Annotated in this window: 12 protein-coding genes; 4 read left to right on the top strand and 8 right to left on the bottom strand. The window is 66.9% G+C overall.

The features are described from left to right. Positions 1–37 precede the first annotated feature (37 nt). From ACPTTC_RS21995 to ACPTTC_RS21985, 3 genes are all read right to left on the bottom strand, one after another. The gene (locus tag ACPTTC_RS21995; RefSeq protein ID WP_423393893.1) at positions 38–8,095 is read right to left on the bottom strand and encodes an autotransporter-associated beta strand repeat-containing protein; all 8,058 of its coding nucleotides are present in this window, start codon (positions 8,093–8,095) and stop codon (positions 38–40) included. Between the two features lie 640 nt (positions 8,096–8,735). Then, positions 8,736–9,395 (bottom strand): YdcF family protein, encoded by a 660-nt coding sequence (locus ACPTTC_RS21990; protein ID WP_423393892.1) that lies wholly within the window; start codon positions 9,393–9,395, stop codon positions 8,736–8,738. Between the two features lie 234 nt (positions 9,396–9,629). After that, positions 9,630–10,670 (bottom strand): rod shape-determining protein, encoded by a 1,041-nt coding sequence (locus tag ACPTTC_RS21985; protein WP_089426971.1) that lies wholly within the window; start codon positions 10,668–10,670, stop codon positions 9,630–9,632. A gap of 270 nt (positions 10,671–10,940) precedes the next feature. On the opposite strand from ACPTTC_RS21985, the gene ACPTTC_RS21980 reads away from it, so the two are divergent. Beyond that, positions 10,941–13,337, top strand: coding sequence for a patatin-like phospholipase family protein (locus ACPTTC_RS21980; protein ID WP_423393891.1), 2,397 nt, complete (start codon positions 10,941–10,943; stop codon positions 13,335–13,337). A gap of 57 nt (positions 13,338–13,394) precedes the next feature. On the opposite strand, the gene ACPTTC_RS21975 is transcribed toward ACPTTC_RS21980, so the two are convergent. From ACPTTC_RS21975 to ACPTTC_RS21965, 3 genes are all read right to left on the bottom strand, one after another. Next, positions 13,395–14,018: an FMN-dependent NADH-azoreductase gene (locus ACPTTC_RS21975; RefSeq protein WP_423393890.1), complete on the bottom strand. Its 624-nt coding sequence runs from the start codon at positions 14,016–14,018 to the stop codon at positions 13,395–13,397. Positions 14,019–14,327: 309 nt separating this feature from the next. Further along, positions 14,328–15,458 (bottom strand): ATP-binding protein, encoded by a 1,131-nt coding sequence (locus tag ACPTTC_RS21970; RefSeq protein ID WP_175015217.1) that lies wholly within the window; start codon positions 15,456–15,458, stop codon positions 14,328–14,330. Positions 15,459–15,522: 64 nt separating this feature from the next. Continuing rightward, positions 15,523–16,233 carry a response regulator gene (locus tag ACPTTC_RS21965; RefSeq protein ID WP_166961862.1) on the bottom strand — a complete coding sequence of 237 codons (711 nt, stop codon included), beginning with the start codon at positions 16,231–16,233 and terminating at the stop codon, positions 15,523–15,525. Between the two features lie 219 nt (positions 16,234–16,452). Between ACPTTC_RS21965 and ACPTTC_RS21960 the strand changes: the two genes are divergently transcribed. Together ACPTTC_RS21960 and ACPTTC_RS21955 are read left to right on the top strand one after the other, a co-directional pair. Further along, entirely contained in the window at positions 16,453–17,367 is a 915-nt protein-coding gene (locus ACPTTC_RS21960; protein ID WP_226195914.1) for a glutaminase, read from the top strand. Between the two features lie 109 nt (positions 17,368–17,476). After that, positions 17,477–18,316, top strand: a complete 840-nt coding sequence (locus ACPTTC_RS21955; RefSeq protein WP_423393889.1) for a hypothetical protein — start codon at positions 17,477–17,479, stop codon at positions 18,314–18,316. A 99-nt stretch (positions 18,317–18,415) separates the two neighbouring features. On the opposite strand, the gene ACPTTC_RS21950 is transcribed toward ACPTTC_RS21955, so the two are convergent. Beyond that, complete coding sequence (locus ACPTTC_RS21950; RefSeq protein ID WP_423393888.1) at positions 18,416–18,871, bottom strand: hypothetical protein; 456 nt, start codon at positions 18,869–18,871, stop codon at positions 18,416–18,418. A gap of 357 nt (positions 18,872–19,228) precedes the next feature. Here ACPTTC_RS21950 and ACPTTC_RS21945 point away from each other — a divergent pair, with 357 nt between their 5' ends. Then, complete coding sequence (locus ACPTTC_RS21945; RefSeq protein WP_423393887.1) at positions 19,229–19,606, top strand: cytochrome c; 378 nt, start codon at positions 19,229–19,231, stop codon at positions 19,604–19,606. A gap of 199 nt (positions 19,607–19,805) precedes the next feature. Here ACPTTC_RS21945 and ACPTTC_RS21940 read toward each other — a convergent pair whose 3' ends face one another. After that, on the bottom strand, positions 19,806–20,315 hold the full coding sequence (locus ACPTTC_RS21940; RefSeq protein WP_423393886.1) for an AAA family ATPase: 510 nt from the start codon (positions 20,313–20,315) through the stop codon (positions 19,806–19,808). Positions 20,316–20,347 lie beyond the last annotated feature (32 nt).

Below are 20,347 nucleotides of genomic sequence, written 5' to 3'. Positions count from 1 at the left end.
CGTCGCCGCATGCCATCGCGCGCACGTCAGGCGCCGGTCAGAACTTCCACAGGATGTTGCCGAGAATCGCGTTGTCGCGCACGCCGCTGCCGTACTGGCCGCTGTACGTGAGGCCGAGCGTCAGGCGCTTCGTGATGTTCGCGTCGATGCCGGCCTCGAGCACGGCGCTGTCGCGGGCAATCGGCACGCCCGATACCTGGAACGACGTGCCGCCATTCGCGAACGTGAACGCCGACGACGGACTCACGTTGCCGAACGCATGCCGCCAGCCGACCGTCCCGCGCGCGGTGAACGTGCCGCTCGCGATCGAGCCGAGTTGCGACGCCGCGCGCAAGCCGAGGGTCGAGAAGCCGACGTGCGTCGTCTCGCCGCCGGCGCGCAGCGCGGCCGCGCCCCCGGTTTCCGTATAGCCGTCGGTATGCAGGTTCACATACGCGAGGCCCGCGAACGGTTCGATCGCCACGGGCCCGACCGGCAGCGCGTAGCCGATTTCGCCGAACACCTGCGCCGAATTCGCGTCGTAGCCGGCCGAATCGTGGTCGGAGAAGCCCGCGAAGCCCGGCGAACGGTCGCTGTTGATCCGGTACCACGTGTACGACGCGCCGCCGCGCACGCCGAGTGCGCCGTACTGCGCACCGCCGTACAGCGACAGGTAGTAGCTGTTCACCGACGCCGACGAACTCTGGTCGTTGTCGAGCGAGCTGTGCGTGACACCGGCGGCCAGGCCCGCACGCCACTTGTCGTTGAGCGCCATGTCGGCGCCGGCGATGAAGCCCGTCATGCTGCGGTTGATCGTCGACGCGTTGCCGTCGCCGGTGAGCCGGCTGCGGCCGCCGAACGCCTGCCCCCAAACGACCGGCTGGTAAGGTGTGCCGCCGTAGCAGCCGTCGCGCGAGCCGATCCGGCGTTCCGGCGGCAGCGTCGGGTCGACCGCACCAGCCGTGTTGTCGCCGCACAAGGCCGCGCCGCCCGACGACAGCGCGGCGAGCGGGCCGGATCCGGGCGCGAGGCCCTGGCGGACACGATCGGTCACTGCGTCGCGCACATAGCGGCTGTCGAGCAGCAGCATGCTCTTCAGGCTTGCCTGCAGTTCGCCGTCGAGCAGCCCGTAGGCGCGGCGCGCGGTCGCCGCGTCGGTCGTCACCACGGCGTCGTACAGCGGGTTGCCCGCGCCGAGCCCGCCGAGCGCGGCCGCGACGGAGCGCTGGTTCGGCGTCGTCGCGACGTCGGGCAGCGACGTGCCGTTCGCGACCAATTGCAGGTAAACGTGGTTCGGATCGTAGCTGAGCTTCGGCATCAGGAACGCGTAGTTCGCGCTCACCTGGCTGAACGCACCCTGCACGCCCGACGCGGCGGTCAGGATCGTGTAGGTCGTGCTCGGCTGGTAGCTGCCCTGGTTCGCGAGCACTTGCACGTTGCCGCCGTTCAGCGTCGCCGTGCCGCCCGCCGCGAGGCTGCCGCTTTGCTGCGGCGTGGCCGCGACCTGGAACGTCGAACCCGGCTGGAACGTGACGTTGCCGCCCACGTTCAGCGCCGCGCCCGGCTGCGACGCGGCCGCCGTCGCGCCGCCCTGCACCACGAGGCCGCCGATCGTGCCGGTGCCCGTGACCGTCGCGCCGCTCTGCACGGTCACGGTCGACTGGCCGAGCGAACCGTTGACGGCGAGCGTGCCCGCGCTGACCGTGGTCGGGCCGCTCAGCGTGCTGGTGCCCGTCAACGTCAGTTGCCCGCTGCCGGCCTGCGTCAGCGAACCGGCGCCCGAGATCGCACCGCCGAACGACGTGTTGTCCGAACGGTTGAAGATCAGCGCCCCCGCATCCGCGATGTTGCCCGCGAGGCTGCCCGTGGTACCGCCGCTGCCGATCTGCAGCGCGCCGCCGCTGATGGTCGTGCCGCCGGCATACGTGTTCGCGCCGGACAGGATCAGCGTGCCGCTGCCGCTCTTGGTCAGCGAGCCGCCGCCCGCCAGCGTGCCGCCGTAGGCGCCGCTGCCCGTGACCGTGAGGCCGCCCGTGCCGGTGTCGAGCGTGCCGCCCGCTGCCCCGCTCAGCGTGGGCAACGTCAACTGGGTATTGCCGAGTGCGATGCTGCCGCCGTTCAGCGTGAGCCCGCCCGTGCCGAGCGCACTGCCGTTGCCGAGCACCAGCGAGCCGCTGTTGAGCACCGTGCCGCCCTGGAAGGTGTTGCTGTTGTTCAGCGTCAGCGTGCTCTGGCCGTTCTTGACAAGACCGCCCGCGCCCGATACCACGCCCGACAGCGTCAGGTCCGCGGTGCCGCCGATCGTCGCGCCGGCATTCAGCGTCACCGGGTTCGCGACGGTCACCGCGGTCGTCGTGTCGATCGTGCTCGACGCGCCGACCGTCAACCCGCCGGTGCCGAGCGCGCCGTTGCTGCCGAGCACGAGCGTGCCGCCCGTGACCGTGGTGCCGCCCGCATACGTGTTGTTGCCCGACAGCGTCTGCGTGCCGGTGCCGCTCTTCACGAGGCCGCCGGCGCCGCCGAGCGTGCCGCCGAACGACGTGTTGCCCGAACCCGCGAGCGTCAGCGTATTCGTCCCGAGCGAAACGTTGCTGCCCGCGACGCCGGCCAGCCCGCCGATCGTCTGCGCGCCGGCGCCGTTGCCGAGCGTGAATCCCGTGCCCGCCGCGCCGAGATTGACGGTGGTCGCGTTCGACAGGCTGCCGCCCGAGCCGATCACCAGATTGCCCGCGTTGATCGTCGTCGCGCCGGTATAGGTGTTCGCGCCCGTCAGCGTCTCAGTGCCGCTGCCCTGCTTCACGATCCCGCCCGTGCCGCCGAGCGCGCCGCCGAAAGTCGCGTTCGTGCTGTCGCCGAACGTGAGCGTGTTGCTCCCAAGCGTGACGTTCGTGCCGCCGATGCCGGACAGCGAGCCGATCGTCTGGTTCGCCCCCGACGCGCCGATGTCGAGCGACGCGCCCGAGCCGGCCAGGTTCACCGCGCCCGTCGCCGCGAGACTGCCGCCCGCGCCGATCACCAGCTTACCGGCGTCGATCGTCGTGCCGCCGGTATAGCTGTTGGTCCCCGTCAGCGTCTGCGTGCCCGCGCCGACCTTCGTCAGCGAGCCGTTGCCCGTCAGCGTGCCGCCGAAGGTCGCGCTGCCGCCGCCGTTGCCGAGCGCCAGCGCGTTCGCGCCGAGATCGACCGTCGTACCGCCCGTGCCGGACAGCGCGCCGATCATCTGCGCCCCGCCGGCGCCGCTCAGGTCGAGCGTCGAACCGTTGCCGGTGAGGTTCACCGCACCCGTCGCCGCGAGACTGCCGCTCCCGCCGATCGCCAGCGTGCCGCCCGCGATCGTCGTCCCGCCCGTGTAGGTATTCGCGCCCGTCAACGTCTCCGTGCCCGCGCCCGCCTTCGTGATGCCGCCCGAGCCGCCGATTGCGCCACCGAACGTGCCGTTCGTGGTCCCGCCCAAAGTCAGCGAGTTGCCGCCCAGGTTCAGGTTCGACCCGCCCACGCCGTTCAGCGCGCCGATTGTCTGCGCGCCACTGGCCCCGCTGATGTCGAAGGTCGTGCCCAGGTTCGCGAGCGTCACCGTGCCGGTCGACGCAAGGCTGCCGTTGCCGCCGATCGCCAGCGTGCCGTTCGCGATCGTCGTGCCGCCCGTATAGGTGTTCGTGCCCGTCAGCGTTTCCGTGCCCGTGCCCTGCTTCGTGATCCCGCCCGAGCCCGTGATCGCGCCGCCGAAGGTCTGGTTCGTGCCGTCGCCGAACGTCAGGCCGTTGCCGCCCAGGGTCACATTCGACTCGCCCACGCCGCTCAATGCGCCGATCGTCTGGTTCCCATTCGCGCCGCTGATGTCGAACGTCGTACCCGAGTTCGCGAGCGTCACCGTACCCGTCGCCGCGAGGCTGCCGCTGCCGACGATCGCCAGCGTGCCCGCGTTGATCGTCGTCCCACCCGTGTAGGTGTTCGCCCCCGTCAGCGTTTCCGTGCCGCCGCCTTGCTTCGTGATCCCGCCCGAGCCTGCGATCACGCCGCCGAACGTGCCGTTCGTCGTCCCGCCGAGGGTCAGCGACTTGCCGCCGAGACTCACGTTCGATCCGCCCACGCCGTTCAGCACGCCGATCGTCTGGTTCCCGTTCGCGCCGCTGACGTCGAACGTCGTACCCGAGTTCGCGAGCGTCACCGTACCCGTCGCTGCGAGACTGCCGCTGCCGACGATCGACAGCGTGCCCGCGTTGATGGTCGTGCCACCCGTGTACGTGTTCGCCCCCGTCAGCGTTTCCGTGCCCGTGCCCGCCTTCGTGATCCCGCCCGTGCCCGCGATCGCGCCGCCGAAGGTCTGGTTCGTGCCGTCGCCGAACGTCAGCCCGTTACCGCCCAGGCTCACGTTCGACCCGCCCGCGCCGCTCAACGCGCCGATCGTCTGGTTCCCGTTCGCGCCGCTCAGGTCGAGCGTCGCGCCGTTGCCCGTCAGGCTCACCGCACCCGTCGACGCGAGACTGCCGCTGCCGCTGAGCGCCAACGTGCCGTTCGCGATCGTCGTGCCGCCCGTGTAGGTGTTCGCGCCCGTCAGCGTTTCCGTGCCGGTGCCCTGCTTCGTGATTCCGCCCGTGCCCGCAATCGCGCCGCCGAAGGTCTGGTTCGTGCCGTCGCCGAACGTCAGCCCGTTGCCGCCCAGGGTCACGTTCGACCCGCCCGCGCCGCTCAATGCGCCAATCGTCTGGTTCCCGTTCGCGCCGCTCAGGTCGAGCGTCGCGCCGATGCCCGTCAGGCTCACCGCGCCCGTCGACGCAAGGCTGCCGCTGCCGCTGAGCGCCAGCGTGCCGTTCGCGATCGTCGTCCCGCCCGTGTAGGTGTTCGCGCCCGTCAGCGTTTCCGTACCTGTGCCCTGCTTCGTGATCCCGCCCGTACCCGTAATCGCGCCGCCGAAGGTCTGGTTCGTCCCGTCGCCGAACGTCAGGCCGTTGCCGCCCAGGGTCACGTTCGACCCGCCCGCGCCGCTCAACGCGCCGATCGTCTGGTTCCCGTTCGCGCCGCTCAGGTCGAGCGTCGCGCCGTTGCCCGTCAGGCTCACCGCCCCCGTCGACGCAAGGCTGCCGCTCCCGCTGAGCGCCAGCGTGCCGTTCGCGATCGTCGTGCCGCCCGTGTAGGTGTTCGCGCCCGTTAGCGTTTCCGTGCCGCTGCCCTGCTTCGTGATCCCGCCCGTACCCGTGATCGCGCCGCCGAAGGTCTGGTTCGTGCCGTCGCCGAACGTCAGCCCGTTGCCGCCCAGCGTCACGTTCGACTCGCTCACGCCGCTCAATGCGCCGATCGTCTGATTCCCGTTCGCGCCGCTCAGGTCGAGCGTCGCGCCGTTGCCCGTCAGGCTCACCGCACCCGTCGACGCAAGACTGCCGCCGCCGCTGAGCGCCAGCGTGCCGTTCGCGATCGTCGTGCCGCCCGTATAGGTGTTCGCGCCCGTCAGCGTCTCCGTGCCGCTGCCCTGCTTCGTGATGCCGCCCGAGCCCGCGATCACGCCGCCAAACGTGCCGTTCGTCGTCCCGCCGAGGGTCAGCGATTTGCCGCCGAGACTCACGTTCGATCCGCCCACGCCGTTCAGCGCGCCGATCGTCTGGTTCCCATTCGCGCCGCTGACGTCGAACGTCGTACCCGAGTTCGCGAGCGTCACCGTACCCGTCGCCGCGAGACTGCCGTCCCCGACGATCGACAGCGTGCCCGCGTTGATCGTCGTCCCGCCCGTGTAGGTGTTCGCCCCCGTCAGCGTTTCCGTGCCCGTGCCCGCCTTCGTGATCCCGCCCGTACCGGTGATCGCACCGCCGAAGGTCTGGTTCGTGCCGTCGCCGAATGTCAGCCCGTTGCCGCCCAGGGTTACGTTCGACCCGCCCGCGCCGCTCAACGCGCCGATCGTCTGGTTCCCATTCGCGCCGCTGATGTCGAGCGTCGTACCCGAGTTCGCGAGCGTCACCGTACCCGTCGCCGCGAGACTGCCGCCCCCGACGATCGACAGCGTGCCCGCGTTGATGGTCGTGCCACCCGTGTAGGTGTTCGCGCCCGTCAGCGTTTCCGTGCCGCTGCCCTGCTTCGTGACCCCGCCCGTACCGGTGATCGCGCCGCCGAAGGTCTGGTTCGTGCCGTCGCCGAACGTCAGGCCGTTACCGCCCAGCGACACCGTCGAGCCGGCCCCGCCGCTCAACGCACCGATGATCTGATTGGTCCCCGCGCCGCTGATATCGAAGGTCGCGCCCGCGCCCGCCACGTTGACCGCGCCCGTTGCCGCGAGACTGCCGCCCACGCCGATCGCCAGCGTGCCGTTCGCGATCGTCGTGCCGCCCGTATAGGTGTTCGCCCCCGTCAGCGTTTCCGTGCCCGTGCCCGCTTTCGTGATCCCGCCCGTACCCGTGATCGCGCCGCCGAAGGTCTGGTTCGTGCCGTCGCCGAACGTCAGCCCGTTGCCGCCGAGGGTCACCGTCGAGCCGGCCACCCCGCTCAACGCGCCGATGGTCTGGTTCGTCCCCGCGCCGCTGATATCGAAGGCCGCGCCCGCGCCCGCCACGTTGACCGCGCCCGTCGCCGCGAGGCTGCCGCCGGCGCCAATCGACACGATCCCGCTGTTGATCGTCGTGCCGCCCGTATAGGTGTTCGCGCCGGTCAGGGTGGTCGTGCCCGGGCCGTTCTGCACCATTCCGCCCCCGCCCGAGATCGCGCCCGACAGCCCGAGATTGTTGCTGCCGCCGAGCGTCAGGGTCGTGCCGCCGTTGATCACGACGTTGTTGGCGACCGTCATGTTCGCGGTCGTGTCGAGCGTGCCCGCCCCGCCGACGGTCAGGGTGCCCGAGCCCAGCGCGCCGCCGTTGCCCAGCACGATCTCGCCGCTGTTCAGCCCGGTGCCGCCCGAATAGGTGTTCGCGCCCGACAGCGTGAGCGTGCCCGTACCGTTCTGCGTGAGGCCGCCGCTGCCGCTGATCGCCCCCGACAGCGCGAGATTGTTGCCGCCCTGCACCGTCAGCCCGCCCGCGCCGAGCGTCACGTCGTTGCTCAGGTTGACGCCGGAATTCGCGCTCTCGATCCCGCCGCCGTTGCTCGTGATGGTGCCGGTGCCGAGCCCCGCATTGTTGTCGATGCTCACCACGCCGCCATTCAGCGTGGCGTTCTGCGCACTCGACGCGCCGGTCGTGGTCCAGTTGCCGCTGTTGACCTGCAGGTTCTGGAAGTTGATGTAGTTGTTGTTGTTGATCGAGCCGGTCGCCGGGCCGCCGCCGTTCTGCCGCAGCACCAGCGTGTTGTTGCCGCCCGCGCCGCCGTCCACCGTGCCGGTGGCCGCGATGCCGATCGTGACCGCGCCGACCCCGAGGTTCAGCGCAACCCCGGTGCCGCCGTTCGCATTGACCGACGAGCCGGTGGTCGCGGTGAAGGTATTGACGCTGTTCCCCCCCATCGAGACGCTGCCGTTGATGGTGCCCGAGTTGGTGAAGGTATTGCCGGCCCCCGGCGTGCCGGATGCCTCGAACGCGACGCGGCCGTTGATCGTTCCACTGTTGTTGAAGTTGACCTGCGCGCCGCCGTAGGCGACCACGACCGGCGCGTCCGAGCCGATCAGGGTCGCGCCGATCAGGCCGTTCGAGCTGATGGTGCCGGTGTTGGTGATGTTGGTGGTGCCGCCCGTGCCGTTCTGCGCGGCGAGCGCCATCCCGGTCACGCCGGACAGCGCGACGCCCGTCGAGCCTTTCATCGTGCCGTTGTTGGTGATGGTGGTCGTGCTCGCCAGGTTGTTGCCGACCAGCGCGCCGCTCGACAGCACGCCGAGCCCGGTGCCGAGCGCGGACGGATCGATGGTGCCATTGTTGGTCAGCGTGGTGCCGCTGCCCTGCAGCGATAGCGCGGTGCCGCCAACGCCGAGCAGCACGCCGAGGCTCGCGCCGGCGTTGACCGTCACGTTCAGGTTGTTGCCGCTGTTCGAATAGCTGGGCGCAAGCGGATTCGCGACGCCCGAGCAGGACACGGTGGACCCCGCCGCACTACAGGCCGCATACGCCGGGACGATGCCCGCGCCGGACAGCGCCAGGAACACCCCGGTCGGCAACAGCAATCTCGGAAACGGCTCGCCGGCTTTTTTCGAACGCGCAAGATTCATGCTTTTCCTCGTTATTGGAATTGGCATTGCAATGAAATCGAACGGCCGGCAGCAGAAAATCACGGACGAAAGGATTCGCCCCGGCCGTCGCGACGCGACGTCGGTTGATTCTCGGATCAGTCTTTAATTGGCCCTTGAAGGCAGGTGTGAAACTAGGTTGACGACATGACGATGGCCCCTGTTTTTTTACGCAGCGACTTTCTGGTTGATTTGATTCCCGCCCCGCTTTTGTCAGACAAGGCTATATCAAAAAAACAGGGTTTTCCAGTCGATCTTTTTCTTTTTGGATCAGGGGAAAATTGGCGCGCATTTTTTACTTATTGGAGCGCTTAATACGTGAAATTTTGCATACCATCTGCCGGGAAATTTTAATTTCCCGAATAAACACAATCTCCACATCAGCGAGAAAATGATATTGCGCGACGATTATCACGATAATTTCTCGCGACGCAATACTTACGCCCCCGTCAAGCACCGTGGCAATATAATTCGCACCCGATCACTCGCCAGACCGGAATCGGTATGCCCCGGATTCGGCGGATCGCGGCAATTTCCGCCGCGCCTCGATCGGACAACCCGTGCCGCCATCGATTGCTTCGCAGCGAAAGCGTCGACACGGTCACGGGAAAAGCGCGCCCTGCTACGAAAACAGGCGCATCAGATAAAGCATCGGCCGGAACGAAACCGGCCGCGCATCGGGATTCGCCCACAGTCGCACCGCATACACCGCGTACGCCGGCACTTCGCGCCAGCTCGAGTAGACGTCGCGCAACTGGAAACGGCGCGGATACGCGGCGGAGATGTCCGCCCGCGCGATGCCGACGCGCTCGAACGCGAGGCGCGCCCGCGCGAGGTGGTAGTACTGGCTGACGATCAGCACGCGCGACACGCGGTGCGCCTGCAGGTACGCGAGCGTGTGCTGCGCGGTCGCGAGGGTGTTGTCGCCCTGGTCGTCGACCGTGATCCGGTCGGCCGGCACGCCGCGCGCCACGAGATAGTCGCGCATCGCGGTCGCCTCGTTTAGCCCGGGGCCGTCGATCGCGCCGCTGACGAGCAACGCCGGGCACTGCCCGGCGCGGTAGCAGCGCACGCCGACGTCGAGCCTGGCGGCAAGCACGGGCTTCGGCGCGCCGGTCTCGTCGAGCGCGTTGCCGAAGATCACGGCGACATCGGCCGCCTCGCTCGGCATCCGCATCCCGTACGCGACGAGCGCAACGGCCGCGACGATCCAGACGCAAGCGACGACGGCCAGCAAGCGGCCCAGGCGGGCAAACAAGCCCCGTTTGGTGTGGTTTCTCAAGGTTTTCGATCTCTCAGGTCGTCGGGCGTATCGGCTGGCCCGACCCCGGACGGGCGCGTAACGCTAGCACGTGGCGCGCTCGGGTGTCCACGCGACGAACCGATGCCGGACGACGGCCGGCCTACCGGCAAGTCGACCGGAGAAGCGTGCCCGGCGACGCGGGTACGCAACAGGGAGATCGAAAGAATGTCGATGCGTGCGCCGCTCGGCGACGCCCGCCCGGCACGGCCCGGATCAATCGACCTGGCACATCGTGAGCCGCCCCATCGCCTCGCCCGCGCCGCGCACGGCGCAGGTGGCCGGCTCGTCGGCGATCCGGGCGACGAGCCCCGTCTCGTCGTACAGCAGGCGCTCGAAATCCGCGAGCAGCGCACCGCCGCCCGTCAGCACCACGCCACGATTCGCGATGTCGGTCACGAGCTCGGCCGGCGCGTTCTCCAGCACCGACTTCACCGCGCCGATCACTTGCTTGAGCGGCGCGGCCAGCGCGTCCGCCACGTCGTGGTTGGACAGCTCGATCGAGCGCGGCAGGCCGTCGCCGACACCCCGCCCGACCGCGCGCGTCGACCTGCGCGGCACCGCGCTGGTGGCCGAGCCGATCGTCTGCTTGACGTGCTCGGCCGTCTGTTCGCCGAGCAGCACGCCATACAGGTTGCGCACATGGTTGACGATCGCCGCGTCGAACTGGTTGCCGCCCACGCGAATCGCTTCACGGTAGACGATGCCGCCGAGCGCGATCACCGCGACTTCGGTCGTCCCGCCGCCGATATCGACGACCATCGAGCCCACCGGCTCGGTCACCGGCAGGCCCGCGCCGAGCCCGGCCGCGAGCGATTCCTCGATCAGTTCGACCTCCGATACACCCGCGGCGAACGCGGCCTCGCGGAGCGCGCGGCGCTCGACGGCCGTCGCGTCGGACGGCACGCACAACGTGACCTCGACGCGGCGGCCGAAGCGCGAACGCGTGCGCGACATGTCGATGAAGCTGCGGATCATCTGCTCGGCTGCGTGCGCGTCGGCGATCACGCCGTGCCGCATCGGCCGCACGGCTTCGAGATGCCCCGGTTCGCGGCCGAGCAGCGCCTTCGCAAGCTCGCCGACGGCCTCGAGCGTCGGCCGCGCGTCGGTCGCACCGGCGCCGGCCTTGCGGAAGCAGACGACCGACGGCTGGTTCAGCACCACCCCGCGTTCATGCGTGTAAATCCGCGTACTCGCCGTTCCAGGATCGATCGCAACGGGTTGCGCAAACAACTTTCCGAACAGCGGTGTCGACATATCAAACCTTTGTAATCGAACAGGCCAGGGCAGCCGGGCCGCATTTCCGCGGCCCGTCCATGCCGCCCCATCACGAACTTAGCGGCAAATCGTTCCGATACTTTAGGCAATTCCGATGATTTTTTCGCGACTGAATTGTCAAAAATGCCGTTCCGGACGCATCCGGCTACGCAACAGCCTCTCGCATTGCGCCTGTAAAACACGGTAATCTCTCGGTCTTGCCTGCTCCCGGCAGGCCTCAGACGCCCGATCACGCCAGGTATTTCCACCATGACAGCGACCGTTTCCTTCCGCTGGGCGCGGTTGCGCCCGCTTTGCACGACGCTCGTCGCCTTCTGGTGCTGCACGGTCGCCGCGCAACCGCTGCCGGCCACCGGCTCCGCCGCCGCGGCCCCGGTCGCTGCCGCCAGCGCGCCGGCTGCGGCGCCCGCCGCAGCCGGGCACACCTGCGAAGCCGACGGCGGCCCGGCCGGCCGCCCGTCGATCGGCCTCGTGCTGTCCGGCGGCGGCGCACGCGGCTATGCGCACCTCGGGGTCCTCAAGGTGCTGGAGGACAACCGCATCCCGATCGACTGCATCGCCGGCACCAGCATGGGCGCCGTGGTCGGCGGCCTGTACGCGAGCGGGATGGCCGCCGGCGAGATGCAGCAGCGGCTGTCGGAGGTCAATCTCGCGGACATCGCGTTCGACGTGACGGAGCGCGCGGACCTGCCGCAAACCAGCCGGGAGGACGAGCGCCTGTACATCAACGGGCTGACGCTCGGTTTCGGCAAGAAAGGCGTGAAGGCGCCGGTCGGCCTCGTGCAGGGCAACCGGCTGCAGGCGCTGCTCGCGAGATGGACGGCCGCCGTGCCGACCAACCAGCCGTTCGACCGCCTGCCGATCCCGTTCCACGCGGTCGCGACCGACCTGCAGACGGGCCAGATGGTGGTGCTCGACCACGGCTCGCTGCCGCTCGCGATCCGCGCGAGCATGGCGATGCCGGGCCTGTTCGCGCCGGCCGAGATCAACGGGCGCGCGCTCGTGGACGGCGGGCTCGTCAGCAACCTGCCCGTCGACACCGCGCGGCAGATGGGCGCGAACGTCGTGATCGCGGTCGACATCGGCTCGCAACTGCGCCCGCTCGACGCGCTCGCGTCGCCCGCCGACGTGATGCAGCAGATGGTCGGCATCCTGATCCGCCAGAACGTGACCGCGCAGCGCAAGCAGCTCGACGCGCAGGACGTGCTGCTCACGCCGGACCTCGGCTCGCTCGCGTTCACCGATTTCCAGAACGCGAAGCAGGCGATCGCCGCCGGCGCGGCCGCCGCGACCGCGGCGCTGCCAAGGCTGCGACGCTTCGCGCTCACGCCGGAACAGTACGCGGCCTACCGGTCGGCGCACGCGCAGCCGCTGCCGCCGCCGATCCGGATCACGCGCATCGACATCAAGACCAGCGGCGGCGTGCCGAAGCGGGTCGTCAGCAACGCGCTGCACGTGAAGCCCGGCGACACCTACGATCCGGACACAGTCAGCCAGGATCTGCTCGGGCTCACGACGGGCGGCAACTTCGAGAGTGTCACGCAGCAGATCGTGAGCCACGGCGACGAAAACGTGCTCGAGATCAACGCGCGCGAAAAATACTGGGGGCCGAATTTCCTGCTGTTCGGGCTCGGCATGTCGAGCAGTTCGACCGACGAGGGCGGCTTCCGCCTGCACGTCGGCTACCGGCGGCCGTGGCTCACCGAATCGGGGCTCGAATTCCGCGCGGACACCACGATCGGCAGCGACCTGCAATCGGCGCGCATCGAGTTCCGCCAGCCGCTGTCGATGGCATACGGCGTCTATCTGTCGCCGTACGCCGAATACCAGCGCCGCTACGCGAACCTGTACGACGACAGCGGCAACGTGAAGATCACGCAGTACCTGATGCAGACCGCGCGCGCCGGGCTCGATCTCGGCCTGCCGATTGCGCGGCTCGGCGATTTCCGCATCGGTATCGGTTATGTGACCGGGCACGGCTCGCCGACCTACAACCTGCCGTTCGATGACGGCAGCGGCCAGACGCTGCTGTGGCCAAGCTTCACGTCGCAGGCGCTGACCGCGCGCGCGCGGCTCGTCATCGATCAGCTCGACGATCCGCTGTTCCCGCGCAAGGGCTATTTCACCGAACTGCGCGTCGAGCGCTCGCTGGTGTCGCACAACGGGGGGTCGGCGTCGGAGTTCGACGACGGCATCAACAACGCGCCCTACACCGAGATCTACGGCAAGGCGATGGTTGCGCAGCAGTTCGGCCGGCACAGCGTCAGCGCGACGATCGAAGGCGGCAAGAGCATCGGCGGCACCAACCTGATCAACGCGTTCAACTTCACGCTCGGCGGCTTTCAGCATCTGTCCGCGTATGCGGCCGACCAGCTGAACGGCAACGAGCTCGCGTATGCGCAGGTGACCTACATGAACCAGCTGATGACGTTCAACGCGTCGCCGATCAAGGCGCTGTCGGTGGGCGCCAGCGCGGAAGTCGGCAACGTCTGGTCGAGCGGCCAGCAGATCGGCGGCGGCGCGCTCAAGCAGAGCTACACGTTCTTCACGAGCCTGTCGACCGCATTCGGGCCCGTCTACATCGGCGTAGCGCTCGCGCCCAGCGGCCGCCGCAACTTCTACCTGCAGCTCGGCCGCACGTACTGAGCGTGCGCGGATGCCGTTTCGGCGGCATCCGCGTCTGCGTCGCGCCGCCCGCCCGGATCAGAACTCCGCCGCCATCGCGACCGCGCGGGCTTGCGCCCGCTCGATGCTGTCGCTTGCCCGCGCACTCCACGTGTGTTCGACGGTCAGGCTTCTGACCTCGCGCACGCCGATGAACCTCAACCAGAATTCGATGTAGTCGGCCTGATGCCGGAACCCGGGGTTGTCGGCGCCCGCGCCGGTTTCGCGGCTTTGCCCGCGAACATGGATCACCAGCGCGCGCGGAATCTCCAGCAGCGGCGCGTATGCGTTGCCGTCGAACGAAAACAGCATGTTCCGCTGGCTGACGAGATCGATCAGTTGCTTGAGCTTGTATGGATAGCCGAAATTCCACATCGGCACGCCGACGACGATCCGGTCCGCCTCCTGAAAACGCTTCACGAGCGACTGGATTCGCCGCCAGATCGACTGCTCGGCCTCATCCATCGGCGCGTTTGCGACGCCCTTGTACTTGGCGCCGATCGCGTCGCTGCCAAAATCCGGCAAGTCTTCTTCCCAGACATTCAGCGTATCGACGTCGATCGCGGCGCCCGTCTCCCGGTACGCATCGACAAAGGCATTGGCAACCGCGATCGAAGCCGACCTGGCGCCGCGAGGAGAAGACACGATATTCAAAAGCCGCATGATGGGTAACCCGGACAGGACTGCATGATCAACGGGGCAGCCGGCGTGGCGGCCCCGGCTTCACTGCTGCGTCGCGGGCCGCACGTCTTCATTGTCATGGATCGGCCCGCCCATATAGTTGCAATTGCAATCGTAATGCAAAGCGCGCACGCGCGGCAAACGAATCGTCACGCGATTGCCGTGCGGGAAGGAGTCGATACGGGAAAGGTACGGCGTGAATGGCCGGCGACGCGCTCGAATCCGGCGCGCGCGGCTGGGCGCCGTCGTGCTGTCGTGACTGTCGAGGCTCGACGCCCGTGCGGCGTCTCGCTAGACCGGCCAGCTGATCTCGAAGCGCGCGCCGCCGAGTTCGACGGGATCGACGACCGCGATCCGGCCGTTGTGCGCATGGAGCACCTGCCGCGTGATCGACAGGCCGAGGCCATAGCCGCCGGTGCGGCGGTCGAGGCGTACGAATGCGTCGAAGATCCGCTCGCGTTCGCTCTCCGGCACGCCGGGGCCGTCGTCCTCGACGAAGATCCCGATATTGCCGTGCACCAGCGAGATCCCGACGACGATCCGCGATTTCGCGTACTTGCTCGCGTTGCGCAACAGGTTGCGCATCGCATACGACATCAGCCGCCGGTCCATCTTCACGCGCAGATCCGACGCGATCGCGATGCGCGATTCGATCGCGCGCTCCGGATACAGCAGCTGCGCATCGTTGACCTGATGCTCGAACCACGCGACGGGGGCCGTCATCTCGAGGTTCGACTGCAGCGAGCTGTATTCGAGCCGCGCATACGTGAGGCTCATGTCGATCAGCTCTTCAAGCTCGGTCACGTCCTGCGCGATGCTCTCGAGCGCGCCCTGGTATTCGGCCGCGGAACCCGGTTCGCGCAGCATTTCGAGCGCGAAACGCACGCGCGCGAGCGGCGTGCGCAGCTCGTGCGAGATGCCGTTCGTCAGATCGCGCTGCGCGGCGATCAGCCGTTCCATGCGCATCGCGAGCGCATTCAGCGTCCGCGCGAGCGGGCCGATGATCACGCTGTGCGATTCGCGCGCGCGCGTGTTGAAGCGCCCGCCCGTGAAATCGATCGCGCGCTCGCGCACCATCACGAGATCCGACCACACGGGCCGCATCCACCGGTACGCCGCGAGCGCGGGTGCAGCGAACACGAACACGAGCACGATCCAGATGTCGCCGGGCAGCGAATCGAACGCATGCCACACGACCTGCGGCGACAATTCGACGCACAGCGCGAGCGCCGGCACGAGCGCGGTCAGCAGCACGAGGCCCAGCAGATGCAGGTAGGTGCGCACGTAAAGGCGCGACCAGCTCGGGATGCGATCGGCGCGCGTATCGGTCCACGCGCGGCGGAAATGCAGCCAGCGCCATTTGACGTAGCGCAGCGTCGGCAGCGGCGGCGCATCGGGGTGCGAACGGGTTCGTCGGATCATCTCGGCTCCCGGCCGGCGGGTGGAATGCCCGCGCGAAACGTGACGGCGTCGTACGAACGCCGCGTCATTCCCACGCGTGCTTGCTGAATTGATAGCCCTTGCTGCGGATCGTCTTGATCCGCTGCGGGTTGCTCGCGTCGTCGCGCAGCTTGCGGCGCAGCTTCGAGATGCGCCCGTCGATCGTGCGGTCGAGGCCGTCGAACTCGACGCCGCGCAACTGCAGCATCAGGTCGTCGCGGCTGACGACTTCGCCCGCGTGGCACACGAGCGCCCACAACAGGTCGAATTCGGCCGACGTCAGGTCGGGCGTGCTGCCGTCGGGCAGCACGACGGAGCGGTCGGTGCGGTCGATCGAGAACTTGCCGAACGCATAGCGCTCGGGCTGCGGCGCGGTGCTCTCGGCCGCGCGCGCGGGCGCACGGCGCAGTTGGGCCTTGATCCGCGCGAGCAGGATGCGCGGCTCGACCGGCTTGTGGACGTAGTCGTCCGCGCCGAACTCGAGGCCGAGCAGTTCGTCGAACGGCTCGTCGCGCGCCGTCACCATGATGATCACGCCGTCGTACTGCTTGCGCGCCTCGCGGCAGATTTCGAAGCCGTCCTTGCCCGGCAGGTTCACGTCGAGAATGACGAGATCGGGACGAATGGACAGGATCGCCGGCACCGCGGCGTCACCATGCAGCACAGTGTCGACTTCATAGTCGTTCTTGCGCAGGTAGCCGGCGATCAGCGTGGACAGGCGGGTGTCGTCTTCGACGAGCAGGATGCGAAAAGACATGGGCAGCGGTCGGGTCATCGGGGAAGCCGCGGCGGCGCCGGCCGGTGCCGGACGCCGGCCATTGGCCGAAACGTACCGCATGATACTGCGCCCGCAGACTGCCTGTTCAGAGGTCTTGAGAATAAGGGCGCGATATCGTCCGCGCTTGACGAATCGGCGCCGGGACGGTTCCATACGGGCTCGCTTGAATCCTGGCCGCTTACCTACCCGCCTGACTCGATGAATTACCAGACTATCCTCGAACGCATCCACACCGAACTCACCCCCTGGATTGGCCGGGGACGGGTTGCCGACTACATTCCCGAGCTCGCGAAAGTGCCCGCCGACAAGTTCGGGATGGCCGTCGTGACGCTGGACGGAAACGTTTGCACGGTGGGCGACGCATACGAGCGCTTCTCGATCCAGAGCATCTCGAAGCTGTTCGCGTGCACGCTCGCGTTCCAGCTGCTGGGCGACGCGCTGTGGGAGCGGGTCGGCCGCGAGCCGTCCGGCACCGCGTTCAATTCGCTGGTGCAGCTCGAAAGCGAGCGCGGCAAGCCGCGCAACCCGTTCATCAACGCCGGCGCGCTGGTCGTCACCGACGTGCTGTGCCGCCGCTTCGTGCGGGCCGAAACGGCGCTCGTCGAATTCGTGCGGCGGCTGATCGGCACGAACGACATCGACTACGATTCGCGCGTCGCGCAATCGGAGCTGCAGCACGCGGAGCGCAACCGCGCGATGGCGCACTTCATGGCGAGCTTCGGCAACATGCAGATGCCGCCCGACACGGTGATCGACGCGTACTGCCGCCAGTGCGCGATCACGATGAACTGCGTCGAGCTGGCGCGCGCCGCGCTGTTCCTTGCGAACGGCGGCGTCGCGCCGGTCACCGGCGAGCGGATCGTCGATTCGAGTTCCGCGAAAAGGCTGTCGGCGCTGATGCTGACCTGCGGCACCTACGATGCGGCCGGCGATTTCGTGTATCGCGTCGGGCTGCCCGCGAAAAGCGGCGTCGGCGGCGGGATCGTCGCGGTGCTGCCCGGCGAGATGGCCGTGTGCGTGTGGGCGCCGGGGCTCGATGCGAACGGGAACTCGCTGGCGGGGACGCTGGCGCTGGAATGGTTGACGACTTATTCGGGGCGATCGATTTTTTAGATGGCGAAGTCAGAATTGACTGATTCGATCGCATAAGTCGCGCCGTCGGCATTCCAAGCGACGTAGATACGCAGACCGCGGCGGAAACTGACCAAACGGAGACTCACGAATGGCGTTGTACGGAATATCGCCGTTGGCGATTCTGCTTTTGTTGACGCTTGCCGTCACCGCACCGCTCACACTGATCGTAATGGCCTTCGGGTTGAAGGGTAGCTTCCGCGCGCGCAAAGTCTGGAGACGCGGCGTCGTCTTTCTCTGCAGCCTGGTGTTCGTGCAAGTTGTCGCGCTTTTGAACAATCGTGCAATTTCCGACGGCTATGACCATGCGATAAGCGCCTGGTACACCCACCACGTCACACGAGCAACAGTATTTGACGGGATGACGTTCCCACCGGGCTCAACAGTTGTCCTGGATGTCAATGCGCCACATCCGGTCCGAAGCGGCACCGTCCCGTCGAACACGCCGCTTCTGGGTCTGACCGCGAGCGGGGACTTCGACGTGTCCCGTGCCGACGACAATACGAGCTACCTTGCTCGGGGGACGCTTGCCAAACCAGCCTTGCTCGGAGGAATCGAATGTGCTCCCGGCCCATTTACACAGGACAAGAAACACGCTCCCTTCGACTACGAAAAGCTTTTGGACACCGTGGAGTGTACGCTCGCCTCCAGATTCCGGCACCGCGAGCTTGATCTGCCTGCTGGAACCCACGTCAAAGCACTCGCTATCGACGGCACTGTCGCGGAGTCGATTTCAGGAGAGTTGCCCCGCTCGTGGAAGATTTTCGGCATTGAATGTGACGCAGGGCCATTTGAATTCGACACGTTCCAGCGATTTACCTGTATCTCGGCAGTCGACCAACTTGTGGGCCACTACGAACTGCCGCGCGGGGAAGAGATTATGGTGTCACGGGAGCAGGATGGAAGTCTTAAGCTCTATGGCAGACATTAAGGATGGTGCAAACGCCCCCATGTCAGTTCGTATCGTCGGAGCGACTGCACGCTGGCGTTTAGATGGTTGGCGGGCTATGCGGAGAGGTCGAGTTGTTAGTCATCGTTGCTGTCTGGCAAGGTCGTTCACGAGCATTCCCAACTTCTGGAAAATAGCGAGAAGTTCGTCCGTTGAATGAAATTCGGGACGCGGATAGGGTGGTCGGTGCGGCTCTGCGCCCGAATGCAATGCTGCCGCGTGCGCCAGCACGGCAAGCGTTCCTCGCTCCATTCCTGCATCGAATTGAATGGAGAAGTCGGTTTCGACGCTGCGTCGCCCCTGGAGGATGAATCGAAGCATCACGCCGGGCGACAGGTCATGCAATTGCAAGACCGTACCGGGGCCCGGGAGCTTGGAAAGGTGCATTCGGCCGCGCGCTGCCGCGACGATTTCAGCGGCTCGCACAGGCGACAGATGCGCTTCGAGTCGCAAAGGATGCTCGGCGCAAATCGCGTAGTATCGGGTAGCGGTCCCGCATCGGGTCACCAACGAAAGGAAATCCGGCGTGAAATTCATTGCTTGTTTCCGGCGGTACATCAACGGATGCCACGATTGTATATTGATCCTCGAATGGGAGCCGGATGACCGAATCTGGCCGATCCGCCGCGTCGACGATCGCGTACCACCCACCCGTCCCGGTGATACCGAAGGCATCCCATGCGCGTTCATATAGTCGTAGCGCAGGCACGCTGGCGCTGGAATGGTTGACGACTTATTCGGGAAGGTCGTTTTTTTGAGGCGGCAGAGTTGGGCGTGCCTCATCTGGCGCAATGCCGGCAGGTGAATATCGGCGCGCTCAATGGAGAACTCGCCATTCGGCAGCAATCGACCCCACCGAGACATGCACCGGTTCACACAACGAGACCACGAAAAATGAAAATAGTCCTCGTCGCTTCATTATTAGGAATGTCATTGCTTGCGCAAACATCACCCGCCTTCGCGGACAGCGACAACGGGAAAAAGATCTTCCTGGCGAGATGCGCCATGTGCCACGGAGCAGATGCCAGAGGAACAGGACCATTGGCCAATAAAAGCAACCCGCCCACGCCCGATCTTACGACGCCCGCCTTCAAAAAACGACTCAACGATTATCCGGGCGTTATTGTCTCGTCAGTAATACTTCGTCCAAACGGGGACCTGATTCCAAAAACGTTGCGAGAAAATGGCGTAAAACTGCCACCGCACCCCTGGACAGTCAAGGATTTTCGCGATTTGAATCAATACATGAGCGGATTGATTTTAAATAAATGAATACCGTGATGCGAGTTGGTATTGCCGGAATGCCGCCGGGATCACCCTGATCCTGACACGAGGCCACGAGCCGCGAGCATCCGGGCCCGGTTTTGCCCGCTGCCGATTTCGCGCACTGGGAATCGGCACGTTCCGCCGGCTCTGGCCCTTGCCGCTCAGCGGCCTGCACCGACCCGCAAGCGCCGACCCGATCGCACGATCATGCAGCCGTGCCGTGAGAATGGAACACGGTTGCGGACGCGAGTTCGATATCCGTCGGCACTTCGAATTCCTTTTCCATGAAGTCGAACATGGCAGGCGATACCTCGAACGAAAACGTTTCGCCCTGTTCCGTATTCCTGGTCAGGACACGACCGCGACGAATGTCATGCGGCGCGGTGACAAAGTGCAGTTCACTCGAAATGCCGGCGTCCCGGGCGCGTTCGGCAAACGCCGAACGATTTCGCGCCTTCATGAAACCGAGATCCAGAACGACGTTCCCGCCATTTTTCGCGATCTGTTCGGCCGTGCCCCAGATTTGACGCTCGCAACGCTGCACGCGCGCCATGAGCCAGTTCAATTCGATCGGGCTCGGAAGGTCCGGGCCGTACAGCTGCGCCATCCACTCGTCGATCGAGAAACGCGTCGCATCGGACGAGGCCGCGAGCGTCCGCGCGTAAGTCGACTTGCCGGCGCCTTGCGGCCCGAAAACGATAGGTACCACTGCCATGAAATCCCCTTCCTCGACGTCGAGCGCCGTCG

This window comes from Burkholderia mycopellens (assembly GCF_964265025.1).
In the GTDB taxonomy this organism is placed as follows: Bacteria; Pseudomonadota; Gammaproteobacteria; order Burkholderiales; family Burkholderiaceae; genus Burkholderia.
The sequence above is the reverse complement of the archived record's forward strand: the minus strand, read 5'-3'. Positions and strand labels throughout refer to the sequence as shown.

Bases quoted from the DNA above. Each gene is read 5' to 3' on its own strand.
- ACPTTC_RS21950 (WP_423393888.1), bottom strand. From the start codon at position 18,871: ATGAATTTCACGCCGGATTTCCTTTCGTTGGTGACCCGATGCGGGACC.
- ACPTTC_RS21960 (WP_226195914.1), top strand. From the start codon at position 16,453: ATGAATTACCAGACTATCCTCGAACGCATCCACACCGAACTCACCCCC.
- ACPTTC_RS21955 (WP_423393889.1), top strand. From the start codon at position 17,477: ATGGCGTTGTACGGAATATCGCCGTTGGCGATTCTGCTTTTGTTGACG.
- ACPTTC_RS21975 (WP_423393890.1), bottom strand. From the start codon at position 14,018: ATGCGGCTTTTGAATATCGTGTCTTCTCCTCGCGGCGCCAGGTCGGCT.
- ACPTTC_RS21940 (WP_423393886.1), bottom strand. From the start codon at position 20,315: ATGGCAGTGGTACCTATCGTTTTCGGGCCGCAAGGCGCCGGCAAGTCG.
- ACPTTC_RS21980 (WP_423393891.1), top strand. From the start codon at position 10,941: ATGACAGCGACCGTTTCCTTCCGCTGGGCGCGGTTGCGCCCGCTTTGC.
- ACPTTC_RS21945 (WP_423393887.1), top strand. From the start codon at position 19,229: ATGAAAATAGTCCTCGTCGCTTCATTATTAGGAATGTCATTGCTTGCG.
- ACPTTC_RS21970 (WP_175015217.1), bottom strand. From the start codon at position 15,458: ATGATCCGACGAACCCGTTCGCACCCCGATGCGCCGCCGCTGCCGACG.
- ACPTTC_RS21965 (WP_166961862.1), bottom strand. From the start codon at position 16,233: ATGTCTTTTCGCATCCTGCTCGTCGAAGACGACACCCGCCTGTCCACG.
- ACPTTC_RS21985 (WP_089426971.1), bottom strand. From the start codon at position 10,670: ATGTCGACACCGCTGTTCGGAAAGTTGTTTGCGCAACCCGTTGCGATC.
- ACPTTC_RS21995 (WP_423393893.1), bottom strand. From the start codon at position 8,095: ATGAATCTTGCGCGTTCGAAAAAAGCCGGCGAGCCGTTTCCGAGATTG.